At 52.3% G+C, this 16,697-nt stretch carries 18 protein-coding genes; 8 read left to right on the top strand and 10 right to left on the bottom strand.

What is annotated here, in order from left to right; translation table 11 throughout:
• Positions 1 to 15 precede the first annotated feature (15 nt).
• From IPG22_20555 to IPG22_20570, 4 genes are all read right to left on the bottom strand, one after another.
• Positions 16 to 342, bottom strand: coding sequence for a hypothetical protein (locus IPG22_20555; GenBank protein ID MBK6590672.1), 327 nt, complete (start codon positions 340 to 342; stop codon positions 16 to 18).
• Between the two features lie 31 nt (positions 343 to 373).
• On the bottom strand, positions 374 to 1,210 hold the full coding sequence (locus IPG22_20560; protein MBK6590673.1) for a TIGR00266 family protein: 837 nt from the start codon (positions 1,208 to 1,210) through the stop codon (positions 374 to 376).
• Between the two features lie 26 nt (positions 1,211 to 1,236).
• Positions 1,237 to 1,791, bottom strand: a complete 555-nt coding sequence (locus tag IPG22_20565) for an LOG family protein (protein ID MBK6590674.1) — start codon at positions 1,789 to 1,791, stop codon at positions 1,237 to 1,239.
• Between the two features lie 74 nt (positions 1,792 to 1,865).
• The gene (locus tag IPG22_20570; protein MBK6590675.1) at positions 1,866 to 3,248 is read right to left on the bottom strand and encodes an MFS transporter; all 1,383 of its coding nucleotides are present in this window, start codon (positions 3,246 to 3,248) and stop codon (positions 1,866 to 1,868) included.
• Positions 3,249 to 3,391: 143 nt separating this feature from the next.
• Here IPG22_20570 and IPG22_20575 point away from each other — a divergent pair, with 143 nt between their 5' ends.
• Positions 3,392 to 4,390 carry an NDP-sugar synthase gene (locus IPG22_20575; protein ID MBK6590676.1) on the top strand — a complete coding sequence of 333 codons (999 nt, stop codon included), beginning with the start codon at positions 3,392 to 3,394 and terminating at the stop codon, positions 4,388 to 4,390.
• Between the two features lie 9 nt (positions 4,391 to 4,399).
• Positions 4,400 to 5,398, top strand: coding sequence for a phosphotransferase (locus tag IPG22_20580; protein MBK6590677.1), 999 nt, complete (start codon positions 4,400 to 4,402; stop codon positions 5,396 to 5,398).
• Here IPG22_20580 and IPG22_20585 read toward each other — a convergent pair whose 3' ends face one another.
• Positions 5,399 to 5,833 carry a hypothetical protein gene (locus IPG22_20585; protein ID MBK6590678.1) on the bottom strand — a complete coding sequence of 145 codons (435 nt, stop codon included), beginning with the start codon at positions 5,831 to 5,833 and terminating at the stop codon, positions 5,399 to 5,401.
• A gap of 17 nt (positions 5,834 to 5,850) precedes the next feature.
• Positions 5,851 to 7,767 carry an ABC transporter ATP-binding protein gene (locus IPG22_20590; GenBank protein ID MBK6590679.1) on the bottom strand — a complete coding sequence of 639 codons (1,917 nt, stop codon included), beginning with the start codon at positions 7,765 to 7,767 and terminating at the stop codon, positions 5,851 to 5,853.
• Between the two features lie 103 nt (positions 7,768 to 7,870).
• Here IPG22_20590 and asnS point away from each other — a divergent pair, with 103 nt between their 5' ends.
• Positions 7,871 to 9,181: an asparagine--tRNA ligase gene (gene asnS / locus IPG22_20595; GenBank protein ID MBK6590680.1), complete on the top strand. Its 1,311-nt coding sequence runs from the start codon at positions 7,871 to 7,873 to the stop codon at positions 9,179 to 9,181.
• 114 nt (positions 9,182 to 9,295) lie between these two features.
• Here asnS and IPG22_20600 read toward each other — a convergent pair whose 3' ends face one another.
• Positions 9,296 to 9,622, bottom strand: a complete 327-nt coding sequence (locus IPG22_20600; protein ID MBK6590681.1) for a hypothetical protein — start codon at positions 9,620 to 9,622, stop codon at positions 9,296 to 9,298.
• Between the two features lie 285 nt (positions 9,623 to 9,907).
• Here IPG22_20600 and IPG22_20605 point away from each other — a divergent pair, with 285 nt between their 5' ends.
• The 4 genes from IPG22_20605 to IPG22_20620 are packed head-to-tail and all read left to right on the top strand — an operon-like array spanning position 9,908 to position 12,436.
• Entirely contained in the window at positions 9,908 to 10,369 is a 462-nt protein-coding gene (locus IPG22_20605; protein MBK6590682.1) for an OsmC family protein, read from the top strand.
• The gene (locus tag IPG22_20610; protein MBK6590683.1) at positions 10,366 to 11,256 is read left to right on the top strand and encodes a pirin family protein; all 891 of its coding nucleotides are present in this window, start codon (positions 10,366 to 10,368) and stop codon (positions 11,254 to 11,256) included. Before IPG22_20605 ends, IPG22_20610 begins: the two co-directional genes overlap by 4 nt.
• Positions 11,257 to 11,264: 8 nt before the next feature.
• Positions 11,265 to 11,555 carry a hypothetical protein gene (locus tag IPG22_20615; GenBank protein ID MBK6590684.1) on the top strand — a complete coding sequence of 97 codons (291 nt, stop codon included), beginning with the start codon at positions 11,265 to 11,267 and terminating at the stop codon, positions 11,553 to 11,555.
• A complete protein-coding gene (locus IPG22_20620) occupies positions 11,534 to 12,436 on the top strand; it encodes a cupin (protein MBK6590685.1) in 903 nt (300 codons plus the stop codon). Before IPG22_20615 ends, IPG22_20620 begins: the two co-directional genes overlap by 22 nt.
• 6 nt (positions 12,437 to 12,442) lie before the next feature.
• On the opposite strand, the gene IPG22_20625 is transcribed toward IPG22_20620, so the two are convergent.
• Together IPG22_20625 and IPG22_20630 are read right to left on the bottom strand one after the other, a co-directional pair.
• Positions 12,443 to 13,195, bottom strand: coding sequence for a hypothetical protein (locus IPG22_20625; protein ID MBK6590686.1), 753 nt, complete (start codon positions 13,193 to 13,195; stop codon positions 12,443 to 12,445).
• Positions 13,196 to 13,208: 13 nt separating this feature from the next.
• Positions 13,209 to 13,982 (bottom strand): hypothetical protein, encoded by a 774-nt coding sequence (locus IPG22_20630; protein ID MBK6590687.1) that lies wholly within the window; start codon positions 13,980 to 13,982, stop codon positions 13,209 to 13,211.
• A 78-nt stretch (positions 13,983 to 14,060) separates the two neighbouring features.
• Here IPG22_20630 and IPG22_20635 point away from each other — a divergent pair, with 78 nt between their 5' ends.
• A complete protein-coding gene (locus IPG22_20635; GenBank protein ID MBK6590688.1) occupies positions 14,061 to 15,446 on the top strand; it encodes an alkaline phosphatase family protein in 1,386 nt (461 codons plus the stop codon).
• A 266-nt stretch (positions 15,447 to 15,712) separates the two neighbouring features.
• Here the strand turns inward: IPG22_20635 and IPG22_20640 are convergent, their stop codons facing one another.
• Positions 15,713 to 16,609: a metallophosphoesterase gene (locus IPG22_20640; GenBank protein MBK6590689.1), complete on the bottom strand. Its 897-nt coding sequence runs from the start codon at positions 16,607 to 16,609 to the stop codon at positions 15,713 to 15,715.
• Between the last annotated feature and the right edge of the window lie 88 nt (positions 16,610 to 16,697).

Here is a 16,697-nt window from a genome sequence, read left to right on the forward strand (position 1 = left end):
ATTTTAGGCGCTGATTCAGCGTTGACTCCATTTTCGACGATCTGAGCCTCGATCTTGCCTATAAGCGACGACTGATCGAGTATCAGGAGCTGTAGATCGAGAATGTCTTTGATAGCCGGTTTGCTCGCCGGACTGATTTGCGGCGATCAGGGAGTTCAACTGAGCTCTGCAGGATGCCGCAGCTGAAGATATGCGTTCAGCTTCAACCTCGGGCGACGTCGCCGCGATACTGGTAAGATGGCTCGGGTCATCGAGAAAGAAAACTAGTCGTCCAATGCCGATCCCGTGCGAGACAGCAAGCCCATTAATACGCCGTTCGGAGGTGGCGGCTGCATCATTCATCGATTTTCTCGCTGAACCAATCCCAGCCAAGTTAACTGCCAAAACTAAATCCGCCACCGCCACCGCCCTGAGACGGGAAGAACGGCTTTAGAAGACCTGCAAAGGCCGCAAGATTGCGAGTTTGAATTAGTATCTCACCCGGTCCGGTGAATTCAGCAACCATTCCTTCTCCACTAAGCATGCTCCGCAGGTACCCGCTCTTCGCTGCTTTTCTCAGGTTGTACTGCATGTGGCCTTCCCAGGCGACGAGGTGGCCGGTATCGATCACGTACTGTTCGCCCGGACGAAGTGTGCGCCGATGAATCGCTCCGAATGAGGAAACCAGAAGTAAGCCTGCTCCGGAAACTTGCAGAACGAACAATCCTTCGCCGCCAAAGAACGATTTTGCACCGCCGAATTTGGTATCTACGACGAGCGAAGTATCGCCCGCCAGGTATGAACTCGACTGGACCATGAAGGTCTGATTCTGCATTTCGATGCCGGCAACATCGCCCGGAGCTCCCGGTGCAAATGTGACCTCACCCGGGCCGCCTTTAGCTGTAAATGTTGAAACAAATGCAGACTCTCCGCCAACGGCTCGCTTTAGTGCCCCAAAAACTCCACCCTTCAATTCAGAATAAAGATCTATATTCGCTGACATCGATACCATTGCCCCAGCCTCGGCAGCGATCGTCTGTTCGGCTTGAAGCTGCACCACAGCGAGAGCAAATGCTCCCTGATGTTCGATCGACCAGGTATATCCTCGACCCTGTCCGCGTCCATCGGTGTCAAAATGGAACGCTCCTCCGCTCTGCGGAGCTGGCTGGGCCGGCGGCGGAGTTCCTTGAAGAACTAATCCACACGACCCGCAAAACTTAGCACCATCCATCAATTGAGCATTACACTTTGGGCAATTCATAACTTTACTCCTTTCGATCTATCGAGAATTATTGAGGCAGCAGAGCCGGCATCAGCAGCGAAGTCAAGAAAGCTCAGATCCCGATCACTAACGACGAGGTTCGCTTTCCAAGCCTCAACGACCGGTTTCCAACAGTCACCGACCAAGACCAGAGGACGCGGGGCAAGAACGCCGGTCGTCAGCTTGTTCCAAACAAGCGAGATCTCGGTGACGGTGCCCATTCCGCCCTTCAAAGCGACGAAACCGACGGAACGGGTTATAAGATTCTGAAGCCGGTCGTAGAAATGGTCGGTAGCTACCTTGTCGGTTAAAAAACGGTTCGGTTCGCTTTTGAACTGGTTCATCACGATACCGAGCACCCGCCCGCCTTTTTCGCGGGCACCCCGCGATGCGGCTTCCATAATGCCCAGGTAGCCGCCCGTGCAGATCGTGAATCCTGCTTCGGCGAGCATTGCTCCAAGAGCTTTTGCCTCGATATATTCAGGCGAAGACTCGCTGCATTTTGAGCCGCCAAAAATGGTTATGATCTTTTCGTTGGAATCGCTTGTCACGGTTGTTTTAGTAAGAGAGCAGATTTCTTAATGACATTATATCGGCCATTTTTTCTAAATCCAATTGTTCTGCATCATTTCTTTGCCGCTTCTTCGGGGGTTAGATTACCGGCTTCGTGAATCGCCCTCGTCGTATTTGTAAAGAAAAGGATCAGCATTCCGGCGACGAAAAACACGATCAGTGCCAGGATCGCCTGGCGATAGGAACCGGTTGTGCCGACGACGACGGCAAAAACCAGGTTTCCGATCCAGGATGTTCCTTTTTCAGAGATCTCGTAAAGGCCGAAAAACGCCGATTCGCGAGATTTAGGGATCATTTGCGAAAAGAGCGACCGTGAAAGAGCCTGCGTCGGCCCGAGTACAAGGCCGATAAAAATAGCCATTATATAGGCTTGCGTTGAGGTTTGAAGGAACCCGTAGGCAAAAATAACGATCCCCGCCCAAATGGCAAGCGAGAGGATGATCGTCTGTTTGGTACCAATTACGCGCGAAAGCCGTTCAAATGCGATCGCACCTATAAGAGCAAATACTTGAGCAACGACGAAGATCGCGAGCAAAAAGGTCGAATCGCTTTCAAGGCCGCGAGAAATGAATAATTCCTGTGATAGAAAGATCGAGGAATTGAGGATCACTGTTTGGATCCCGTCGTTGTAGAGCAAATAACCCGCGAGGAACAGAAGGGTGTATTTAAGCCCCACCAGCTCGCGCAACGTCCGCCAGATCTCGATAAACCCAACCGTTACAAGGCTTTTCCCTTCCGGTTTTCGATGCGGCTCCCGTTTCTTGATGCAGACGAACGTAACCACCGCAAAAACGCCCCACCACAGCGAGGCTGAGAGCATCGAGACCCTAACTGCCAGAGCTTTGTCGATCCCGATCTTGTCGCCAAAATTGATCAGAGCGAGATTGACGAAGAGCATGATCAATCCGCCGACATACCCGCTTGCGTACCCGTAACTGCTGATCTTGTCTCGTTTATCTTCTGTGGTTATGTCCACAAGGAAGGAATTGTAAAAGACGTTAGACGCCGCGAAGCAGATATTTGAGATCAAAAGGAACAAGCAGCCCCAAAGATAGGACGTTCCGTGGATAAAGAACAAGAGCGAGCTGGAGACGACGCCGACATAGCAAAACACCGCCATCATCCGCTTTTTTAGCGGAGTGAAATCGGCGATCGAGCCAAGGATCGGGAGCAGAAATATCTGCAGGAAGATCGATGCCCCAAGAGTCGAGGTAAACAAATTGTCCGAAGTGATAGATCCAAATGGCCCGAGGCCAAGAACCACACCGGATTTCCCGACATCGGCCTGGGCAAGGGCCGTCAAATAAGGCCCGGCGAGTACCGTAACAACGGTCGTGAAAAATGCTGAATTCGCCCAGTCGTATGTCAACCAGCCGAAGATCTCCCGTCGGTCATTCTTAAGCTCAACGGAAGGATCTGATGTTTGTATTGTTATCTTGTTTGACTCGATACCGTTCACGATAGAGCAGTTAGTGAAATTTGTCTATCTGATGAGCATTACAAAAAACTTTACGAGCGCAGGATTTTCACAAAAGCTCTTCATTCACTTATCATCTAGTTTCGGCAGCAAACGCCATTATGAAAGCAATGATCCTGGCCGCAGGTTTTGGCACGCGGCTTTTTCCCTTAACGATCGACCGCACCAAACCGGCGATACCTTTTCTCGGCAAGCCTCTGGTCGGCTATGTCGCCGAATACATCGCCAAATTCGGTATCACGGACATCGTTGTTAACCTTCATCATCAGCCTAAATCGGTTATTGACGCTTTAGGGGACGGAAACAGGTTTGGCGTGAATATTGATTACACGGTCGAATATCCCGAGATACTTGGAACCGCCGGTGCCTTAGATTTTGCCCGTCAACATCTACAGGACGACACGTTTGTCATCGTCAATGGAAAGATAATCACCGACATCGATATTGGCGAAGCCGTTCGGGCTCACAAAAAGTCAGGAGCGATCGCCACGATGGTTCTGAAACCCAATCACAAGCGCGAGAAGTTTACCGTGGTATATACAAATGACGGAGCGATCGACCACTTCGGCCCTCATGCCACGCCGGTGACCGAAGCAGAACTTCGCGACACGGAGCATGATATTGTTACGCCGTTAATGTTTACTGGTATCCATATTCTTGAACCGGAGATCCTGGATATGATCCCACGGGGAGTCTTCTCAGATATCGTAACGGATATCTACATCCCATACATTAAAGGGGGCGGACGCATCGCCGCCCATGTTTCAGAGGGCGATTGGTACGAACTTTCGACCATACCTCGCTATTTAGATATTTCGCTGGCAATGATGGGGGCGTGCGACATGCATTTTGGCCGAAATTGTATCCTAAATGGAGCTGCAAGCCTTAAAGACTCGATCATCTGGGACGATGTGACGATCGGAGATGGAGCGACGCTCTATCGCACGATTATTGCCGACGGAGTGACCATCGAGCCGGGAGAACATTTTGAGAACGCGGCAATCGTTCGGGCGGACATGGTCCGAAGCTGTAATGAGATCCCGGAAAAGGCACTTCGCGGGTATGTGCAGGGTGAAAACTATATTGTTCCCTTAAATTAGCAATCTTTGATGTTGGATCACGAAAAACGACTTAAAGAGTTTCTCTCATCACGCGGAGAGATCCAGGAATTTGAATCGCTAACTGCGGATGCCTCAACGCGCGGTTATTTTCGGATCTCGTGGAAAGGAGCTCAGGCTATCGCCTGCGTTTATCCCGAAAAATTTGATCCTGCCGAGCAGTCTTACATCGACGTTACGAAACTGTTCGTCGCCGGCGGGCTGCCGGTTGCTGAGATCTTCGATTTTGACGGAGAATTCGGCGTTATCGTGCAGGAAGACCTGGGCGACGTGATACTGAGAAACGTCCTGCTGGATACAGATTCTGCTGATCACGCCAGGAAGCTCGATGAAGCCATTTCCTTGATCGCTCGCATCCAAACGGTCACCGGATTGGCATACGAGATGAATTCGATCGCCTCAAAACTAAAGTTTGACGAGGAAAAGCTGCTCTGGGAGCTGAATTTCTTTAAGGAACATTATTTCCAGACTTTCCGGAGATCGCCTTTGTCCCCGGAGGACGACGCCGCTTTGACGGCGGAGTTCGAGGAGTTGGCAACGGAACTCGAATCGTATGCAACAGTTCTCTGCCATCGCGACTTTCACGCGGCAAATTTGATGATCGACCAGCGGGGCCGAATGCGGATCATCGACCATCAGGATGCCCGTATTGGTTCGCCGGCTTACGATCTCGTTTCGCTCCTTCTCGATCGAATAACCGAACCACCTTCGCGAGAGTGGCTGGCAGAGAAAAGGCGTTATTTTCTCAATGTCCGCCGCCGGCTCGGACTTCCGGCGTTAGATGAAGAAAACTTCGCTAACGAATTTCGTTTACAGACTTTACAGCGATGTTTGAAAGCAGCTGGTACTTTCTCGTTCCAGGCCATCAACCGCGGCAAAACCTATTTCGTACCTTTCATCAAACCGATGTTCCGGATCACATGCCGATCTGCCGAGAGCCTGAATCGATTTCCGGTAATTCGGGAAATTCTGGGACGTGAGATAGACTGATCAAACTCTAAAATGATCGCCCCGCCACTGTTTAATGGTGGTTTTTATCTCTTTTGGAGAGCTTAGTTTTCCTTCAATGACCTGTCCTACGAGATCAGGCAACTCTTCGTCCGAAGCGAAACGCAGTGAGATCATCTTTCCAACCTGCATCTCCGAAGCTTTTTGCGCGAGTTCGGGCGACAGTAATTCTCGATATCTAAGTGTTTCCTCGAGCCGGATCAAACGGTCCTGAGCCTTCAATGCCTGCAGTCGAGCTGAGAGGGTGACCAGTACTACGATCAGGACAAAAAGAATACTCATCCCCCGATCCCAACTTGGTTCCTGATACGTCCTGACGATCTGATAGATTAACGTGATCAGCAAGAGCGGCATGATCACGAAATGTACCAATGGAAACCAGCGAGTGTGAGTAGCGTAAGTTTGTTGTTCTTCCATGAGTTGTGATGATTGTTCTATAACTTGGTCTTTGCCAATGCCTCAGGCGGCTTTCCGGTGAAATCCTCGCCGGGGTTTACGAAAAGATTCTGTTCAAATCGGTACTGCTTATCATAAAGCTGTTTATAGCGTCCGTCGAGTGCTATCAGCTCGGCGTGAGTGCCGCGTTCGAGAATTTCTCCGGTTTCGACGACCAGGATCTGGTCCGCACTGCGGATCGTCGAAAGACGGTGAGCAATGACGAACGTCGTTCGTCCCTGACGCAAACGGTTTAGTCCTTCCTGAATAAGGGCTTCGGACTCACTGTCGAGGCTCGAGGTGGCTTCGTCGAGGATAAGTATTCGCGGGTCAGCGAGCAAAGCGCGGGCAATAGCGATACGTTGCCGCTGTCCGCCGGAAAGCTTTACGCCGCGTTCGCCGACAATGGTATCGTAGCCGTTCGGGAATTTCTCGATGAATTCGTCTGCGTTCGCAACACGGCAAACTTCCTTGATTTCATCGAGGTTCGCTTCCGGATTTGAAAAGCGGATATTTTCAAGTATCGTGCCGTCAAACAAGAAATTATCCTGTAAAACAACGCCGAGATGACGGCGATAGTCGCGAAGTTTGACGCTCTGCAGGTCTTTGCCATCGATCTTGATCGTTCCCGGAGAGCGAACACTCTTGTCCGCCAGTCCAAGATTCTCGTTTTCCTCCGTTGATTCAGTCGTGCGGATAGGAGTGTCCGCACTCCTTGTTGGCTGTATGAAATTCAGCACCAGACTCAATATCGTCGATTTCCCCGACCCGCTCGAACCAACCAAAGCAGTTGTTGTTCCTGCCGGCGAGTGAAAACTCACGCCTTTCAGCACGGGAACGCCTGGATCGTATTCAAAATGAACGCCCTCAAAATCGATCGTGCCTTCGATCGTCGGGAGCGGGGATTTTAGCTTGTCTGTGTCATCTTCCGTCGTCATCGCGAGCACCTCGCGAATGCGGTCGAGCCCCGCGAGAGCCTCGGTGATCTGCGTTCCGATCGACGTTAACTCAAAAACGGGGATCGCGAGCAAAAATGTGAACGATATATACATCAAGAAATCACCAAGCGTCATCGTCTCCGCCTGTACAGCACTACCGCCAATAAGGATCATCACGACGGCGACGGCTCCGATCACTATCGACGAAAATGAACCGATCGCGGAAACTCCGGTGACAGTTTTGGCTATGTTTCGGAAAAGTTTGTGAGCCCCGCGGGCGAATGACAGCTCTTCCCGTTTCTCTGCGGTATAGGCTTTGACGATACGTATGCCGCCGAGCGATTCCGTCAGGCGTCCCGTGACCAGAGCGGTTATCTCACCACGTTCGCGGAAAACCGGCCGCAAAACCTTAAACGCATACATTAACGCCGAACCGAAAATGATCAGGACCACCATCGTTGCCGCCGTCAATCGCCAGTTTAGATAAAAAAGAACACCGATCGATATCGCAGCTGTCACAATGCTGCCTAAAAGCTGTCCGAGTCCTGTGCCGACGAGGTTTCGTATTCCCTCGGCGTCGTTCATGATACGTGAGATCAGCTGTCCGCTCTGCGTCGAATCAAAATAAGAGATCGGCAGCCGCTCGATGTGCCGTTGGACACGCATTCGCATGTTGGTGATCGCGAGTTGAGCAGCGACGCCTAGGATCTGCGAGAGTGCAAAGCTTGTGACTCCCTGAATGAGCGTTGAAATACCGATCGCAAGGGCGATCCATTTCAACAGCTCGAACCGCTTGTTCGTAAAGATCTCGTCACCGATGTACTTAGTCGAGGCCGGCAAAACCATGCCCGCAAGCCGCGAAACGAGCATCAGAACGCTGCCTAAGAGCAAACGCCACCTGGCTCCCCACATGATCCGCCGGGCTTCGGCCCAGGCGCTCGAATAATTGACCTTCTTTTTTTTCTTTTCTTCTGCCATACCGGTATCAACTCAGTCTGATAACTGTATACGGCAAAGTCAACCATAATACGAAGTTTGAACTCTGAACGAAGAGGGTTAGAATTAACCATTAACCTTCTTTATGAAACAGACTTACATCAAACAACTAAAAGACCATATCGGTGAATCTGTCACGCTCAAAGGCTGGCTTTACAACAAGCGTTCGAGCGGAAAGCTCGTGTTTTTGCAGTTTCGCGATGGCACGGGAATCGTGCAGTGCGTTGTTTTCAAGCCGAACGATGAGGCGTTGTACGATCTCGCCGATTCGATCGGGCAGGAAAGCTCGATCATAGTCACCGGAACGGTCAAGGAAGATACACGTTCATCGCTTGGTGTCGAAGTCGATGTCACGGGTCTCGAAGTTCTGCAAAACGTTCACGATTACCCGATCACTCCGAAGGAGCACGGCACCGAATTCCTGATGGACAACCGACATTTGTGGATCCGCTCGAAAAAACAGCACGCGGTGCTGAAGATCCGGCACACGGTGATCAAAGCTGTTCGTGATTTCTTTGACGAAAACGGCTTCACGCTCGCTGATACTCCGATCTTTACACCGGCTGCGTGCGAAGGCACGACAACGCTGTTTGAGGTAGATTATTTTGGTGATGAAAAGGCTTACTTGACGCAATCGGGCCAGCTTTATAATGAAGCGACGGCGGCGGCGTTCGGTAAATCGTATGCGTTCGGTCCGACATTCCGCGCGGAGAAATCCAAGACCCGCCGCCACCTGACCGAATTCTGGATGGTCGAACCCGAGGTCGCCTACGCGAGCTACGTCGACATGATGGACCTCGGCGAAGCGATGATCCTGAAGGTCGTCGACCGCGTCCTCAACGACCGTCAGGAAGAGCTGAAAACGCTTGAACGCGATACCACCGTTCTCGAAGCCATCAATTCCCCGTTCCCGCGTCTGCATTACGACGATGCCGTCAAAATGCTGCAGGAAGGCCATGCAAAGGGCGAACTCGAGAACAATTTCGAATGGGGCGGCGATTTCGGAGCACCGGACGAGACGTATCTCTCGACGCAGCACGGCAAACCTGTCTTCGTCCACCATTTCCCGGCGGCGATAAAGGGATTCTACTTCGAAGTCGACCCCGAACGCCCCGAATGTGCCCTCGGCATCGACCTGCTCGCCCCCGAAGGCTACGGCGAGATCATCGGCGGCGGCGAACGCGCCGCGAACCTCGATTACCTCATCGAGCAGCTCAAACATCACGGCCTCGACCAAGCGACCTTCGAATGGTATCTGGATCTGCGTAGATATGGATCAGTGCCGCATGCAGGTTTTGGGATGGGAATCGAACGCTGCACCGCGTGGATGGCCGGCATCGAGCATGTGCGTGAGACGATACCGTTTCCGCGGATGTTGTATAGATTGAGGCCGTAATTTCGGAAGAAAAGAAAGATCGTCCGGCTCATGTAGGGCCGGACGATCACCTTCGCAGATGTGGATGACTATCGCTCTGCGGTAAAAGGTATCTCTAGTTCGACACCCGACTAACTAGATTTCCCTGTGTCGATCGATCTGGTGGGTAATAAACCAGCCGGCGAAAAGGCCGAGGCCGACACCTGCGGCAAATGTAATACCGACGGAACGCATCGGAGCTTTCTTGATCATGTATTCGGTATCGTCGATCAGATCTTCTGCGGCATAGCGTCCTTTCTTTGCGAGCCTTTTGGCGTCTGTTACCGCATCGTCGATCATGTGTTCGGCTTTGACTTTTAGTTCGTCGACTCCTAATTTTACTCGGGCTGCTTGTTCAGCTACTCCGATCAGTTTGTTGAAATTGCTTTTTCTATTATCTGTTTTTAATGCTTCTTGTACCATGGTGATCCTCCTTTGTGCGTGCGTAAGACCGAAGGGTCCAACACAGCTCCTTGGGGCATACTTTTAGTCCTTGTGGCCCGATGTGAGTCAAAAGGAACTTCCACTAGAGCTCACGCAATAGATGTGCCGACGAGCATTTGCCTAAAACCGTTTGATTTTACCCAGATTGTGAGGAATCATGGAATTAATGGCGAAATTACTCGCGCTGCCGTGAAATAGAACACGCAGGTATCCACAAACTACCTTCGTTACAGATTCTAAATCTAATCGCGACCTTGCAATTAAATGTCAATATACTCGGCAAAGATAACGTGGAGGAGTGACTCACCAGAGGCGTTTGCAAGGAATAGGTATACTCGTGGCCACCAGTGGAGTTTTGACGGTGGAATCGAGATTCCTGCATCTAGTTCGCCCCAGGTAGTTCGTCTTCCATACTCGGTTGAGGCGGCGGTCGATCCTGAGGAGGCATTGGTGGCGGCGGCTTCTTCTTGTCATATGTTGTCGTTTTTGTGGGTCGCGTCGAAAGCCGGTTTTAATGTCGAGTCATACGAAGACAACGCCGTCGGCGAGATGGCGAAAGACAATGGCAAACAGTGGATCTCGACGATAACGCTAGATCCGCGGATCGTTTGGAATGGCAAAATTCCGACGGCGGAAGAACTCTGCGAGTTGCATCACGAGGCTCATGAGGTCTGTTATATAGCAAATTCGATCAAGTCGGAGGTCTTGATCAAGCCGCGGCCATGAAACGAACCATAGAGACCATCCTGACCGCGACCGAATCGTACCTTCCGGGCGATCTTATCGTTTACCGTGCTTTGCCGCGACGAGAATTGCGGCGGGTTGGCGGGTTTGTATTTCTGGATCATTTCGATCAGACGGATGTAACGCCCGAGCTATTCGACGTGCCGCCGCATCCGCATGTCGGGTTGCAGACCGTGACGTATTTATTCGAGGGCGAGGCGTTTCACACGGATTCGCTGGATAACGAACAAGCCGTAAAAGCCGGCGAAGTAAACTGGATGACCGCCGGCCGCGGCATCACGCACGCTGAACAGGTCACCAAAACTCAGCCGAGAATGCACGGCCTGCAAAGCTGGGTCGGTTTGCCTCATGACAAGCGGAAGGTCGAACCCGCGTTCGACAATTTTCCGGCGGCGGTTCTGCCAATGCTCGAGATCGACGGAGCTTCGATCACGGTCATCGCCGGTGAACTTCACGGCAACATTTCGCCGATCCCGACGTATCAGGAACTGAGCTATTTTGACGTCGTGATTAATGAAGGTGCGAGTGTTGACCTGACGATTCATCCTGAACATGAACTCGCGATCTACGTTGCCGACGGCTCGATCGAGATCAGTGGAACGCAGATAAAGCTCCACGACCTCGCGAAGCTCACGGCTGGCGACGAACTGAGTTTTACAGCGACTGAGAACGCTCGCTTTGTGATCCTCGGCGGCGAGCCGCTGCCTGATCCGACGGTGATCTATTGGAATTTCGTCACCGACACAGTCGGCGAAGCGAAACAGGCGGCGATCGACTGGCAGGATGGTGAATTTCCTCCTGTCAACAAATACAGGAAATTCACATCCGAAGATCTTGGCGAAGAAGCCGATAGGACGCAGTTGCTCTAACAGAATTTATGCAGGACGAATGGACCTATCACAGGACGAAGAAGTACGACAAACAAAAAATGCGTTGGCATTTCGTTACTCGTTATTTTTATGTCGAAGACGGCGAAGACGAGCCGCGTGAGCTGTATTTTCGCAACGACGACGAGACCGAATTCGGCATGCTCAGGTTTGAAAAGATCAAGGACAATCCGTACCGCGACTGGGATTTCGTCATGAACAAGATCCTCAATAACCTGCCATTCCGCCGATCTTTGCTCGACGAAGAGACGAAGTCGGTATGGAGGAAGAATTGGAAGTAGTGATCGAGCAAACCGAGATCATGTGCGACGGCCTCGACCAATCGATCGAGGAGCACAAGAAGAGAGGTTTCCGCCTCGACATGATCTTCCCCGCCGATTCGCCCCGTGAAGCGTTAATGTCGAAAGGCGGCGAGCTCGTGCGGCTCAAGGCAGTACCACCTGCGTTAGCGGGTGGAGGGGAGCCGGAACACGATCCGAATTCATTTTCGCAAGAAACGTTGATTGCTCGCGAGGACTTTCCGCCCGCTCACGCAGGCGGTTCTGACTTTGTTCGCGGCCGGGCCGGAATGGAATATCGCGATCTGATCCCGGGCCGTCTGGGCGGCAAGCTGATCGCTTCGCACATTCGCCTTCCGTTCGGCGGTGAGGTTCCTGATTCGGTTCATTATCACAAGATCGATTTCCAGATGATCTATTGCGTTCGCGGCCGAATCGAGGTTGTCTACGAAGACCAGGGGCCGCCGTTCTGGCTCGAATCAGGCGACTGCATCTTGCAACCGCCGGAGATCCGCCATCGCGTCCTATATTCCGAGGCCGGAGCTGAGGTGATCGAGGTTAGTTCGCCTGCCGAGCATGAGACCTGGATCGATCACGAGATGGAATTGCCCAACCCTGACACAGATCGGAACAGGCTATTCGGAGGACAACGATTCGTTCACTCGCGGGCTGAGGATGCAGACTGGGCTCTATCGGGTTTTGGGGGGTATGAACGTCGCAAAACGGATATAGAGAATGCAACCGGCGGATTAATAGACGTCCAATTTTTTAGATCTGTTTCGGAGCGAACCGCCATAGCGACGAGTGCAGTTACCGAGCCGGGAAAAGGCATATTGATTTGTCTTGAGGATGGTGGCTCAATTTTACTAGAATTCTTAAGGTGATCTACTTCATCGTGACTTCGCGGTCTCGGTGCCGAAGGTGACGGCAGCCTGGCCGCCCCAGTTTCCATCGAGATTCCCATTTGACTGTACGTCGTAGAGGGCGAAGCTGCATTGCCTGCCGCCAAAGCTCGCGGCGGCGACGCTTCCCTTCCAGATGCCAAATGCCAAGCGGGGTTCGGGCAGGCTCCACGTTAGATCGTATCCGCTGCCGTCTTTGACGATGGCGAGCGTGCCCTGATATGGTTTGCCATCGGGCGACGTTCCCTTTACCGAATATTTTCCGACGAAGCTACGTCCCTCGACGCGTATCGCGGTTTCAGTCGCGTACTTGCCTTCGCCCCACAGCCCGATTCGCCCAGTGAGCGAACCGTCGCTGGCGATCTTGTACAGGACGACTCCGCAGCCCTGACCGCCTCCGGTTGCGGCAAAACTCGCGGCTGTTGCGTTCCCTATCTGTACGCCTGTTCCAACCCGCGTGCCTTTGGTCGTTGTCCAGCGAAAGCCGTATGCATCGCCTTGCGGCTGGATAGTCAAAACGCCGGTATACGGGTTGTTGCCGTTCTCGGCCGAGCCTTCGACATTGAAAACGCCCGATATCTCGCGTTCGCCCGGAGTTGGTGAGGGCGATGCCTGGACAACCGACTTCTCGCGGATGCGTTCGGCAGGGCCGCCGCACGAGGCAGTAACAAAAACAAGGCCGGTGATCGCTATCAAAAGCACCACCGGCCGGAACGATAAAGTAGAGAAAAACACAAACATCTGTCTTTCTATTCTACTTCTTTTTCGCGACTTCTGTTCCCAGAGTTTTCGAGGTCTTAAAACCCCATTTGCCGTCGAGCGTGCCGTCGGGTTTGATGTCGTAGCCGACGAAAGAACACTGTTTGCCGCCGAAGCCAACTGCGACGAGGTTTCCTGCCTGAATGCCGAAGCCTTCGAGCGTGTCAGGTGCCGACCAGTTGAATGCGTAACCCAGGCCTTCTTTCTTGACATTGAGTTTGCCCTTGTATTCCTGGCCGTCAGGATTTTTGCCGGTGATCTCGTATTCGCCTTCGAGATCGGTTCCGCTCTTGCGGACGGCCTTTTCGGTCTCCATTTTGTTGACGCCCCAGTAGCCGACCTTGCCGTCGAGCGAGCCGTCAGAGTTGACCTTGTAAAGCACAACGCCGCAGCCGTCGCCGTTTTTGCCGTCGGTGAACGCAACCGCGACCGCGCTGTCTTGCAGTACTCCGACGCCATCGTAATCGTTTTTGCCCGATTTCCAGGAGAATTGAAATACATCTTCACGAGGCGTGATCGTCAGGGCCGCTTTATAGGTGCCGCCGCTGTCCGGGTTTGTGCCGTTGGCGTCATATTCACCGGCTATATTTTTCGGTGTTGACGGAGCCGGTGTGCTTGCGGTCGGGGTCGTGGTGTTAGTGGCCGAATTGGCGGCTGCGTTGTTGCTTGTCGTCGTATTAGTCGTCACACTGCCGCTGCAGGCGAGGCTGACGGCGAGCAGAGCGGAAAGGCAGATCGCTAGAGTTAAGGTGGAATTCAGACGTTTCATTATCGAGTCTCCTTGATTAGATTTAGGTAATTGTCTTTTGCGGAATATAATAGAGCAAATTCAGTTAAAGTTGGAATTATGATCAAACGATTTTTCGTCTGTGTTGTGTTGGTTTTGGCTAGTATCGCGGTTTCGGGTGTTGCTGCCGACGCTCAGAAACCGATCCGTGACCTCAAACCGACCGTGATCCTCATATCGCTCGACGGGTTTCGGTACGATTACGTCGATAAATACGCCCCGCCAGCTCTTTCCCGGTTGGCGAAACAAGGCGTGAGGGCGAAATGGATGACCCCTTCGTTTCCGACCAAAACTTTCCCTAATCATTACACGATCGTGACCGGCCTCTATCCGCAGAATCACGGCATTGTGGAAAATAACGTGTTCGATTTTGGCGTGACGTTCTCGATGTCGAAACGCGAAGAGGTACAAAACCCGCGGTGGTGGCTCGGCGAACCTATTTGGGTTACGGCGGAGAAGCAAGGGCAAAGAGCCGCGAGCTATTTCTGGCCCGGAAGCGAAGCTCCGATAGAAAACGAGTTGCCGTCTTCTTGGCGGCCCTATAACGGAAGGGTCCCCAACGATATGCGTGTCGACAAGATCCTCGCCCAACTCGACAAACCGGCTGCCGAACGGCCGACGATACTAACGATGTATTTCTCGACGACAGACGACATCGGCCACGAATTCGGCCCAGATGCCGAGGAAACAGGATATGCCGTCCGCGAGGTTGATGGCTATATCGGACGCCTGATGCAGGGCCTAAAAAAACGCGGTATCGACCGCAAAACCAACGTCATCATCGTCGCCGATCACGGTATGGCAAATTACAATTTTAAGAACGTCACATTCCTCGACGATGCGTTCAATTTTGATGCACTGACCGACCGAATTTTGTGGACGAACGAAATAGTCCAGATATTTCCAAAGCCCGGCAAGATAGACGAGATCTATTCGAAAGTAAAAGATCTGCCGCACGTCACCTGCTGGAAAAAGGGCGAGATCCCGGCACGCCTGCATTACAACGACGGCAAACGCGTCGCCCCGCTCATCTGCTCCAGCGAACTAGGCTGGATCACGACCAGCCACGCCCGTTACGACAGCTTTGTGCGTGACCTCGACGAAAAAGACCGCCCTCGCGGAGCCCACGGCTACGACAACAAATACCAGGAAATGCAGGCCATCTTCCTCGCCCACGGCCCGGCATTCAAACGCGGTTTTGTGGCGGAATCATTTCCCAATGTCGATGTTTACAACTTGATGTGCAGGATCCTGGGATTGAAACCGGCGAAAAACGATGGTGATCTGGAGCGGGTGAAGGGAATGTTAAAGCGATCTCGGCTGGGATTTGCGAGGTTAACCGGACCAGAAATTCTCGATCACTTCATATGGAATGTAAGCACAACTATAGTGTTGCATTCCTCGTCTTTGGTCCCATCGAACGCTTTTATCCGAGTTGCTGCCTGAAAAAAAAATGCTTGACTCTTGACACTAAATGTGCTATCTATGCGACAGTATTGCATCTAGTAATGGCGTGCAACGTCGATCTTTGAAAACCTGTGTGAGTTTTTTTGCGAAAAGTTGGGCTTTCGGTGTTCTGAAACACCACTAAACCACGTGTATAGAAAGTTTAGCTGTCCGCCAGGCATCGCGGACACCCTGCGGACAGCCGTGTGGACAGGCTGTGGACAGTTGTAGACACTATTCTGGTAAAATACGGCGGCGAATGCAGTTCATTGAGCCTTGATCGTCAGTACCTGTATTTCCGGCGGAACCATGAACCTCAGCGGTAGAACGCTCATTCCGACGCCGCTAGTGACAAAGAGGTCGACGTTGTTCTCGCGAATGTGGCCGTAGGCGTATTTTTGGCCGAAGAATGACGGAACGATCGGGCGTCCAAATACCGGCATCCAAACCTGGCCACCGTGGGTGTGGGCGGCGAGCATAAGTTTGAGGTCGGGCGAGATGGAAAGGTCGCCCGAGATGATCGGCAAAAGGTCGGGGCTGTGCTGCAGGACGATCAGATCGCCCGAGCCGCTGTTTTCCACGATCGCTTTGGCATCGTCCGAAGTCTTTTGCCAAGTTTTGTTGAGTTTGAGATGGTCGATCATCCCGAATATGCGCAGCCGCTGGCCGTCCTTCTCGATCGCCGCGACCTCGTGGCGGAGTACCTTGTAGCCGACCCGCGTCAATCCGGATGCAACCATATCATCGTTGTACCAGCCGTCATGATTCCCAAGCACCGCGAAGACGCCGTACTTTGCCTTCATCCCGGCCAGATTGTCCGCGATCGTTTCGGCCGGCATTTTTAGAATGACCGGGAAAACCGGCTTATCTTCGTGGACCTCGGAAACAAAATCGCCGAGCATGACCACGAGGTCGGGTTGCTGTTCGTTGACCTTTTGAACGACGAGCCGCAGTTTTTCTTCGGTCACATAGTTCGAACCGCCGTGAATATCGCCAAGCATCACGATCTTGAGTCCGTCGAATGCGGGATTCCAGTTTTTTATGGTTATTTGCGAATGGTTTACAACCAGCCGCTGCGGCTCAATGAAATACGCGTAGGCGAGGCACGCGCTGGCGATCAGGGAGGCTAGAAGGAAAATATAGAGGACGCGTTTGAAAATCACGGTTTTTTATCGCGTAGCGATCGAATGAATTTAGCCGTGGGTTATAACCCACGGACTAGTGCATCAACGTTGTGGTCGCGTCAGCGAC

The organism is Acidobacteriota bacterium, assembly GCA_016703965.1.
In the GTDB taxonomy this organism is placed as follows: Bacteria; Acidobacteriota; Blastocatellia; order Pyrinomonadales; family Pyrinomonadaceae; genus OLB17.